Raw genomic sequence first — 9,860 nt, forward strand, 5'->3', positions numbered from 1 at the left:
CACGGACGAACCACCTGAAACGACCACTACGCACAGTTGCAGACCGTTACTCGGAAACCTTCAGTGGTTCCTGAACATGGAGATCGAGCGGTACACGCTGGCCACCGGGGAGACCGCGTTGACCGGGTTCTCCCGGTTCTGGCGGCACTGGGGACTGCTCTTCGCGGTGCTGGTCTACTTCGCCAACCTCTGGCCGGGTTGGGCGTCCAGTTCCGCCACCATGGTCACCTACCTGGCCGGCGGGGACGTCACCTGGATAGCGGTCGGCATGCTGGTCGCGATCGGCGCCACCCTCACCCTCGCCCCGGTCGTCTACGCGGCGCTGGAACGTGTCGAGTTCGTCAAGGTCGGGCTGGTAGTGCTCTTCATCGTGGTGGCCGTGGTCTTCGCCATCACCGCCGACAGTTGGCGGGAGCTGCCCCGGACGGTGACCGCGCCGGACTTCCCCGTCGAACTGGGCTTCGCGTTGATGCTCTCCGCGCTGGTCTTCGCCGGTGCCGGTGGCGGCCAGAACCTGGTGCAGTCGAACTGGATCCGGGACAAGGGCTACGGCATGGGCGCGTACGTCCCCCGCCTGGTCAGCCCGGTCACCGGTCGGGAGGAGGCGGCGGCGGACACCGGCGGATCCGTCTTCGAACCGACCGCCGAGAACCTGGCCCGCTGGCGGCGCTGGTGGCGGCTGGCGAACACCGAACAGCTCGTCACCTTCGTGCTGATCTCGTTCACCACGATCACCCTGATGTCGATGCTCGCCTACTCGACCGTGCACGGACTGCCCGGCCTGGGCAACAGCGTGGATTTCCTGGCCGTGGAGGGGGAGCAGCTCAAGCAGACGGTCGCGCCCTGGTTCGGCACCCTGTTCTGGGTGATCGGCGCACTGTCCCTCTTCGCCGCCGCGATGGGCATCGTGGACTACACCAGCCGGCTCGCCGCCGACGTGCTCAAGACGTCGTACCTGCGGCACCGTTCGGAGAGCCGGATCTACTTCGGGCTGGTCTGGGGGCTGGTGGGGCTCGGCTGCGTGATCCTGCTCGCCGGCTTCAGCCAGCCGCTGCCGCTGCTGGTGATCTCCGCCTGTGTCGGTGGGCTGATGATGTTCCTCTACTCGATCCTGCTGCTGGTGCTGAACCGTCGGGTGCTCCCCGAGCCGATCCGGCCGAGGGCGTACCGGGTGGTGGCGCTGGTCTGGGCGGTCGTGCTGTTCGGGGTCTTCTCCGCGCTCACCGTCTGGCAGCAGGGGGAGAAGCTGCTGGAGTGGCTGCGCGGCTGACCGCCCGACCGGCCCGGCGCGACCGTACCGGGCCGGTGGAGCACAGGCACCGGGGCACGGTCAGCCCAGCGTCACGAGCAGCCGTTCCCCCGCCGGCCAGGGGCGGTACCCGCTGGCGGTGTCGAGGTAGGCCGCAGCGGCGGGGGCGGCGGGCGCGTCGATGCGACGGCCGGCACACCGGTCGCGGTGCGACCGGTGTGCCGGCCCGGGTCGTCGGTCGAAATCAGGAGCAGGCGGCCCCGTTCAGGGTGAACAGCCCCGGTGCCGGATTGGCACCGCCCGCGGTGCGGGCGTTGAACCCGAAGGTCACCGTCTCGCCGGGGGTGATCCTCGCGTTGTACGACTCGTTCTTCGCCGTGACCGTGGCACCCGACTGGGTCACCTTCGCCGTCCACGCCTCCCGCACCTTCTGGTCGCCGGTGAACGCGAACCTCGCGGTCCAGCCGTCGATGGCGGTGGTGCCGGTGTTGCGGATGGTGACCTGGGCGGTGAAGCCCTCACCGCCGTGCCAGAGGCCGTAGTCGACGTAGTCGACCCGGCAGGCGCCGTGCGGGGCGATCGCCCCGTCACCCTGGTCGGCCAGGAACGACGCAATCCAGGTCAGCGCCGAGTTCCAGTTGATCGCGACCTCGTTCGTGGAGTACGAGTTGATGTCGTCGACGAAGCAGAACATCGGCTTGCAGCCGGCGAGCAACTGCGCGGCGAACGGGTCCTGGAGGGCGGCGTTCGGGCCACCGGCCAGCGACCCGGCCGGCGGGTTGGGCAGCTCCGGGTCGAGCTGGTTGCCGAAGATCCGGCTGTGCTGGTTCTTCGCGGCCTGCTCGCCGTACCCGGTGACGTACGACATGTTCAGCGCGTTGCGACCGAAGACGTAGTCCATCGCCTGCACGGCCCCGTCGCGGTACGTCGCCTCGCCGGTCAGGTCGTACGCCGTGGCCAGCACCACCGCGTTGTTGATGAGGTTGCCGTTGCCGCCCCAGAAGTAGCTGTCCGCGTCACCGGGCATCGGCAGCCCGTACGCCTGGGCGCGCAGCTCGGTCAGGTACGCGTCGGCGGCGACGGTCACCGAGGCCCGGATCCGGGTCTTCTCGGCGGCCGGCAGCCCGCTCGGCACGGTGGCCAGGTCGAGCCGGCCCAGCGCGGCAACGCCCTGCCAGCCGAAGCCCCGGGCACCGAAGACGTCGGCGGTGTGGTGCGGCGAGGCGGTCAGGTCGGTCAGGTACGCCGGCTCGCCGGTGGTCAGGTACAGCTCGGCGGCGGCCCAGTAGAACTCGTCGGTGACGTTCGTGTCGTCGTACGCGCCACCGCCGGTGGAGTCGGAGGCGGGGGCGTACTTCGTCGGGTTGGCCTTGGCTGCCGTGTACGCGGTCCGCGCGGCGGTGCCGCAGCGGGTGGCGAACGCCGCGTCGTACGGGGCGAAGAGCCGGGCGCACTGGGCGGCGGTGGCGGCCAGGTTGAGGGTGGCGGCGGTGGACGGGGCGTGCAGCTCGCGCCGCTCCGGGTCGTCCTCGGGGGCCAGCGGCAGGCCGGTCCAGTTCACGTCGTGGATCTTGTGGTGCGCCATGCCGGCGAACGGCTTACCGGCCGGCACCTGCATGCGCAGCAGGAACTCCAGCTCCCAGCGGGCCTCGTCGAGGATGTCCGGGGTGCCGTTGCCGCGCTCGGGTACCCGCAGGGTGGAGTCGCCCAGCGCCGTACCGCCGCCCGCGCTGGCCGCGGTCTTGGTCCGCTCGAAGGTGTTCAGCAGCTGGTAGGTGGCGATGCCGCCGTTGACCACGTACTTGCCGTGGTCGCCCGCGTCGTACCAGCCGCCGCGCACGTCCAGCGAGTAGTCGCAGACCCCGGCCTGGCAGGGCACGTTGGTGTCGCCCTTGTTGGGTGCCACGTCGAGGTGCCCGGCGGGGCGGGCGTACGCGGCGCCGACCAGGTCGCCGTCGATGGCGATACCACTGCGCTGGATGTAGAAGAACTGGAGTGCGTCCGAGCGGAGCTGGTCGTAGATGTCACCGGAGATGTCGAACGGGTGGCTGGTCTCCCCGTCGGCGACCAGCGTGTACCCGGTGCCGGCGGTCCGGTACGACGAGAAGTCGATGGTCTGCACGTTCTGCCCGGAGGCCGCGTCCACCCCGCGCGGGGTGCTCTGCCCGCTCGCCACCACCGTGCCGGCGGCCGACTTCAGCTGCCAGGCGAACGGTTCGGTGGCCTCGGTGACCACGGTTGCGTTCTTCGGCCCGGACGGCAGGTAGCCGACCTGGTTGACCCGGACCCGGGGGCCGGTGTCCGGCTCGTACGGCTCGGCCGGCTCACCACCGCGGAGCGAGACGTTGTCCAGGCAGACGGTCTGCTCGTCGGTGCTGCCGCCGACCTGGAAGATGAGCTGTGCCCGTGCGTCGTCGGCCGGCGCGGTGAAGGTCCGCTCGATCCGGCCGGGCGTCGTGCCGGCGGTGGCGTCCACCGCGAAGTACGACGTGTAGGGGGCGGAGCCCAGTTGCAGCACCGCCTTGATCGCGGTGCCCGGGGTGGCGGAGGCGTCGAAGCCGAGGGTGTACTCGCCACCGGCGACCAGCGGGATGCCCTCCTGGCCGATGCCGGCGTCCCACGGGTTGGCCAGCCCGCCCGGCACCGTGGCGCAGCCGCGACCGTCGGAGACCCCGATCGGGCCGGCGCCGTAGGTGAACCAGGGGGAGGTGCCGTCGCTGAAGTCGCCGTTGCGTACCTGCTCGGGGGCGTCCGGCGCCGGTTCGGCGAACGCCGGCCCGGTGGCGGCGCCGGTGAGGGCGAGGGAGGTTGCCGCAGCGAGCAGCGCGAGGCTGCGGCGGCGGCGTCGGGGTCGCGTCACGGTGGATCCTTCCGGGGCGGTGAAGGTGTGACCATTGGGAGCGCTCCCAATGGTTTGCCTCGATGTTTCCAGCAGGTGACCGCAGTGTCAATCGACGAATTCGCATGACATCAGGACCGCGCCGCGTCCGGCCCGCGGTGCCCGGGCCGGCGGAACGCCACGCCCGACCCGCTGCCTAGGCCGGGGCGCCACGCCCGACCCGCGCTCCCGTCGCGCGGTGGACCGGATCGCCGTTACCCAACGGAACCGCACCTCACCCGGGGTGACCGGGCGTGAGATTTGCCGCGCCGGACATTCTCCTGGAGATCTACTAGAGACAACCCGCCCTCCTTTTGGCAGGCTGCGTGCCATGACCCTGAAGCTGCGTTCCGTGGGGGCGAGCGACCGTGGCCTGATCCGCAGCGGAAACCAGGACGCGGTGCACGCCGGCCCCTGGCTCGTCGCCGTCGCCGACGGCATGGGCGGGATGGCCGCAGGCGACCTGGCCAGCGCGATCGCCATCGATTCGGTGGCCCCCCTCGACGTGGAGACCCCGGAGGACGGCCTCATCGCCGCGCTACAGGGCGCGATCGGCACGGCCAGCGCCCGGATCCGGCAGGCCGTGGCCGAGGATCCGGAACGGCAGGGCATGGGTACCACCCTCACCGCGCTGCTCTTCGCCCGGACCGGAAGCTGCCTGGCGCTGGCCCACATCGGGGACTCCCGGGCCTACCTGCTCCGCGACGGCGTGCTCAAGCAGGTCACCCGGGACGACACCTTCGTGCAGATGCTCGTCGACGAGGGGGTGATCACCGCGGAGCAGGCCAGCAGCCACCCGCGCCGGGCCGTGGTCACCCAGGCGCTCCAGGGAGCGGAGGTGTCCCCGGCGTACGCCACGATGGTGCCCTGGGCGGGGGACCGGTGGCTGCTGTGCAGTGACGGCCTGTCCAACGTCGTCCGGCCGGACACCCTCGCCGAGGTGCTCGCCTCGTACCCCGACCGGGCGGCCTGCGGCAGCCGGCTGATCGACCTGGCGCTGCGGGCCGGCGGGCCGGACAACATCAGTGTCGTGGTGGCCGACGTGGTACCCGAGGACGCGGCCTGACGCCGCCGGGACGGTTACCGGCCGGGCGGCACCTGGCCGCGCCGTCGCTGCCCGGGACCGCTACCGGCGGCGGGCGGTGGTGTGCCGGGTCGGCGGTGCCGTGGTCGGATCCTCCGGCCACGGGTGGCGCGGGTACCGCCCGCGTAGCTCCGCCCGCACCTGCGGATAGCCGGTACGCCAGAACGACGCCAGGTCAGCGGTGACCGCCACCGGCCGTCCGGCCGGGGAGAGCAGGTGCAGCAGCACCGGGACCCGTCCGTCACCCACCCGGGGAGCATCCGTCCAACCGAAGGTCTCCTGGAGTTTCACCGCGAGCACCGGCCGGGCCGGAGCGGCGTAGTCCACCCGGATCCGCGAACCGCTCGGCACGACGATCCGCTCCGGTGCCAACTCGTCCAGCCGGGCCGCCTGCGGCCAGGGCAGCAGCCGGCGCAGGGCGTCGAGCACGTCGATCCGGGCCAGATCGGCCCGGCGGCGGGCACCGGCCAGGTCCGGCCCGAGCCAGTCGGCGGCCCCGGCCAGCAGCGCCGCGTCGGTCATCTCCGGCCACGGCTCGCCGAGGGCGTACCGGCAGAACGCCAGCCGGTCGCGCAGCGACCGGGCGGCCGGGGTCCAGGTCAGCAACGACAGGCCCACCTCCCGCAGCCCGGTGAGCAGTGCCGTGGCCAACCGGTCCGGGTCGGTGGCGGCCAACGGGCGCTCGGCCAGGACGATCGCCCCGAGCCGGGAGGTCTCCCGGGCCACCACGTCCGTGCCGGACCAGCCGACCTCCCGGTCGGTGTGCAGCAGCGGACCACCCACCTCCCGGGCGGTCGCCTCGTCGAGCGGGGCGGCCAGCCGGATCCGTGCCGCCGGTCCACCCGGCGAACGGTCCGCGACGGCGACGGCCAACCACTCCGTACCCGCCAGCGCCGACCCGGTACCCAGTTGCGCAGCGGTCCCTGCGGCCATCAGGTACGTCGACCCGCCCGGCTGGCGTACCCGGGCCAGCCGTTCCGGGTACGCCAGCCCGACCAGCAGGGCGGCGGCCAGGTCGTCCGGGACGGTGCCGGCGCCCGGAGCGACCCGGTCCCGCGCCGTACCGGGCCTGACCCGGTCCGGGCCCCGGGCGGACGAGCGGTGGTCCGGTCCGGTGGCCGGTAGCGCGGCGGCGAGCCGGCGCACCTCGGCCCGCCAGCGGGCGCTGGCCCCCGGGTCGGTACCCGCGCGCAGCCGGCGCCACAGTGCGGTGAGATCGTCGCCCGGGCCGGTCACCGACTCCTCGGAGAGCAGGGCGACCACCTCGGCGGCCCGGTCGGCGCCGACCCGGGGTGCCCCGTCGAGCAGGGCCCGGGCCAGTCGGGGGTGGACCCCGACCGCGGCCACCGCCCGGCCCCGGTCGGTCACCCGGCCGTCGGCGTCGACCGCCCCGAGAGCGGCCAACGTCTCCCGCGCCACCTGGAGAGCGGCCGGGGGCGGCGGCTCCGGCAGGGCCAGACCGGCGCCGTCCGGCTGGCCCCAGCAGGCCAGCTGCAACGCGAACCCGGTCAGGTCGGTGCCGGCGATCTCCGGCTCGCCCTGGGCCGGCAACCGGTCGTGCCGCTCCGCCGACCAGCAGCGGTAGACGTACCCGGGCCCCTCCCGGCCGGCCCGGCCGGCCCGCTGGGTGGCCGACGCCCGGGAGACCGGCACGGTGACCAGGGCACCCAGCCCCCGTCCCAGGTCCATCCGGGGTACCCGGCTCAGCCCCGCGTCGACCACCACCCGGACGCCCGGCACGGTCAGGCTGCTCTCCGCGACCGAGGTGGCCAGCACCACCCGGCGCCGCTGGCCGGGCCGCAGAGCCGCGTCCTGCTCGTGACCGGACTGCCGCCCGTGCAACCCGACCAGGTCCACGGTGTCCCGCAACCCGGACAGCCGGCCGCTCACCCCGGCGATCTCCGCCGCACCCGGCAGGAAGACCAGCAGGTCACCGTCCTGCTCGTGCAGGGCTCGCCGGACCGTGGCCGCGACGTGGTCGAGCAACGCGGGATCGACGCGTGGCCCGGGCCGCCCGGTGTGGTGCGTGCCGGCCCGGCCCGGTCCGGCCGGCGGCGGCGCCCAGACCGTGGTCACCGGGTGCAGCGCACCGTCGGCGCGCAGCACCGGAGCCGGACCGGCCGCCGTGCCGAGGAGTTCGGCGAAGCGGTCCGCCTCGGCGGTCGCGGACATCGCCACCAGCCACAGGTCCGGCCGGAGCGCGGCGCGCGCCTCCACTGTGAACGCCAACGCCAGGTCGGCGTCGAGCTGCCGTTCGTGGCACTCGTCCAGCAGGACGACCGCGGTGCCGGGCAGTTCCGGATCGTGTTGCAGCCGCCGGACCAGCAGTCCGGTGGTCACCACCTCGATCCGGGTGGCCGGGCCGACCCGCCGGTCACCGCGTACCGCGTACCCGACCGTCCCGCCGACCCGCTCGCCGAGCAGGGTGGCCATCCGGTGTGCCGCCGCCCGGGCGGCCACCCGGCGCGGTGCGGCGAGCACCACCTTCCCGGCGACCGCCTCGGCCAGCACCAGCGGGGCGAGGGTGGTCTTGCCGGTACCCGGCGGTGCCACCAGCACCGCACCGCCGGTGGCGCGCAGCGCGTCGACCAGGGCCGGCAGCACCCGGGCGACCGGCAGTTCGGGCAGGTGCAAGGAAGGGCCCCTTCTTAACGGTTTCGGTATAGGAAGGGCCCCTTCTTAACACCCCTGCCTAGCGCGGTGTGGTCAGCCGGTCCAGCCCGGCGAGGAAGCTCCGCCACGAGCCGGCCGGGAAGGCGAGCACCGGCCCACTGCGGTCCTTGCTGTCCCGTACGGCCACCGCTGTCGGTCCGGCGGCGACCTCCACACAGTTGCCGTTGCCGCTGCTGCGGCTGCTGGTGCGCCAGGCACCGAGGACCGGGTCGTGCGGGATCATGTGGTACCTCTCGTCATCCCGGTGGGCGTGCCGCCAACCGGTCACGCAAAGTAACGAGAAGCGGCCTCCAGGTGGGCTGCGGAGTCCTCCGGGGTCAACGCCATCCGGCTCAACTTCTCGTGGACAAGGGTATACCCGTGCACGTGCGCGGCTTCCTCCAGAGCCAACCCCATCGTGAGGTTGTCCAGGTAAACCACCGGTTCCTCGGCGGCGTCGGCGAAGCCGAGGATGACGTACGGCGTGGTCATGGCCGGGTGCCCGCCAGCCGTGAATGGAAGTACCTGAATAGTAACGTTAGGTAGTTGACTGATGTCAAGCATCTGTCGGAGTTGATCTTTCATCACGGTCGCGCCGCCCACCGGTCGCAGCAGTACCGCCTCGTTGAGCACCACCGACAACTGCACGGGCTGGTCGCGGTGCAGCACCTCCTGCCGCTGCATCCGGGCGGCGACCTTCCGGTCCACCCCGTCCTCGCCGGCGGTCAGCCGGTAGATCGCGCGGGCGTACTCCTCGGTCTGCAGCAGTCCCGGCACCGACTCGGCCTCGTACGTCCGCAGGGTTGCCGCCTCGGCCTCCAGGCCGACGTAGAACTCGAACCACTCGGGCAGTACGTCGCTGTAGTTCTGCCACCAGCCGCGCTGCTGCGCGCCCCGGGCGATCTCGATGAGCGCCTCGGCGTCGTCCCCGGTCACCTGGTAGAGGGCGAGGGCGGCACGGACGTCCCTGGGTTTGATGCCGATCTGGGCGTTTTCGATCCGGGACAGGTTGCTCTTGGACATGTCCAACTGCCGGGCGGCCTGGTCGAGGGTCATCCCGGTGCGTTCCCGGAGGTGGCGCAGTTCCCGGGCGATGCGGCGGCGGCGGACGGTCGGGCTGGCGGTCACGACCACGAGTCTGACACGCGCAAGATCGACAGCGGCCGACGCCGGGGAGTGTTCCTCGCTGCAACCGTCAGATCCGGGAGTTGCATTGCAGGCACCTGCGGTGCATCCTTTCTCGGGCGTCGATCTCCGATGTGTCCCGTCGAGGAGGACCGTTGCTACTCGCCGACGAGTTCTTTCTCATCGCGCACACCGACAGCCGGGGCAGAGCTCGGCTCAACCCGGTCGCGACGGGGCTCGGGCTCGCCGCTGCCCTCCTCGGTGAGCTGGTCCTCTCCGGACACATCTCGCTCAACGCCGGCCTGGTCGGCCTGGTCGACCGGCGGCCTCCAGCCGACGCGCTCGCGCACACCGTACTCGACCACATCGTCAACGAACCCCAGCACCAGGCGGTGCGTACCTGGCTGAACTTCCTCGCCCAGAGCGCGGCCGGCTCGGTGGGGGAGCGGATGACCCGCAACGGGACGGTGCACCGGGAGGAGTCCCGGCGGCTGCTGCGTACCTCGGTGGTCTACGTCCCGGTGGACATCAACGCGGCGGCCTGGCCCGCCACCCGGCTGCGCGCCCTGCTGGACCGGCCCGAGCCGCCCACCGTGCCGGACGGTCTGCTCTTCGGTCTGGTCACCGCGACCGGGTTGACCCGCGAGGTGCTCTGGGCGGCCGGCCCCCGGGCCCACCACCGGCTCAGCGTGCTGATTGCCGCCCTGCCGCCGCCCCTGAAGGAACTCGTCATGCACACCGAGGCGGCTGTCGGGGCCGCCGTGCTGCGGCAGTAACCGGGCCCGCCCCGCCCCACCCCGCCGGGCCCATCCCGCTCGGTCAAGGCGGCTGTCCTGGTCGCCTCGTACCTGGCGACGACCGCGCGCAGATTG

Annotated in this window: 7 protein-coding genes; 3 read left to right on the forward strand and 4 right to left on the reverse strand. The window is 72.7% G+C overall.

Translation table 11 applies throughout. The annotated features are described in order from the left end of the window. Nucleotides 1-70 precede the first annotated feature (70 nt). Nucleotides 71-1,270, forward strand: a complete 1,200-nt coding sequence (locus V6U90_RS31480) for an Nramp family divalent metal transporter (protein ID WP_334444498.1) — start codon at nt 71-73, stop codon at nt 1,268-1,270. 223 nt (nt 1,271-1,493) lie between these two features. Here the strand turns inward: V6U90_RS31480 and V6U90_RS31485 are convergent, their stop codons facing one another. Continuing rightward, nucleotides 1,494-4,109, reverse strand: coding sequence for a glycoside hydrolase family 9 protein (locus V6U90_RS31485; RefSeq protein ID WP_334444486.1), 2,616 nt, complete (start codon nt 4,107-4,109; stop codon nt 1,494-1,496). A gap of 349 nt (nt 4,110-4,458) precedes the next feature. On the opposite strand from V6U90_RS31485, the gene V6U90_RS31490 reads away from it, so the two are divergent. Beyond that, nucleotides 4,459-5,193 carry a PP2C family protein-serine/threonine phosphatase gene (locus V6U90_RS31490; protein ID WP_334444488.1) on the forward strand — a complete coding sequence of 245 codons (735 nt, stop codon included), beginning with the start codon at nt 4,459-4,461 and terminating at the stop codon, nt 5,191-5,193. A gap of 60 nt (nt 5,194-5,253) precedes the next feature. Here the strand turns inward: V6U90_RS31490 and hrpB are convergent, their stop codons facing one another. The 3 genes from hrpB to V6U90_RS31505 are packed head-to-tail and all read right to left on the reverse strand — an operon-like array spanning nt 5,254 to nt 8,991. After that, nucleotides 5,254-7,845, reverse strand: a complete 2,592-nt coding sequence (hrpB, locus tag V6U90_RS31495) for an ATP-dependent helicase HrpB (protein ID WP_334444490.1) — start codon at nt 7,843-7,845, stop codon at nt 5,254-5,256. Nucleotides 7,846-7,903: 58 nt separating this feature from the next. After that, nucleotides 7,904-8,107 carry a DUF397 domain-containing protein gene (locus V6U90_RS31500; RefSeq protein WP_334444492.1) on the reverse strand — a complete coding sequence of 68 codons (204 nt, stop codon included), beginning with the start codon at nt 8,105-8,107 and terminating at the stop codon, nt 7,904-7,906. Between the two features lie 41 nt (nt 8,108-8,148). Next, nucleotides 8,149-8,991, reverse strand: a complete 843-nt coding sequence (locus tag V6U90_RS31505; RefSeq protein ID WP_334444494.1) for a helix-turn-helix domain-containing protein — start codon at nt 8,989-8,991, stop codon at nt 8,149-8,151. 152 nt (nt 8,992-9,143) lie between these two features. Here V6U90_RS31505 and V6U90_RS31510 point away from each other — a divergent pair, with 152 nt between their 5' ends. Further along, on the forward strand, nt 9,144-9,764 hold the full coding sequence (locus tag V6U90_RS31510; protein WP_334444496.1) for a GOLPH3/VPS74 family protein: 621 nt from the start codon (nt 9,144-9,146) through the stop codon (nt 9,762-9,764). Nucleotides 9,765-9,860 lie beyond the last annotated feature (96 nt).

Source organism: Micromonospora sp. CPCC 206060, from assembly GCF_036906895.1.
Taxonomy (GTDB): Bacteria; Actinomycetota; Actinomycetes; order Mycobacteriales; family Micromonosporaceae; genus Micromonospora.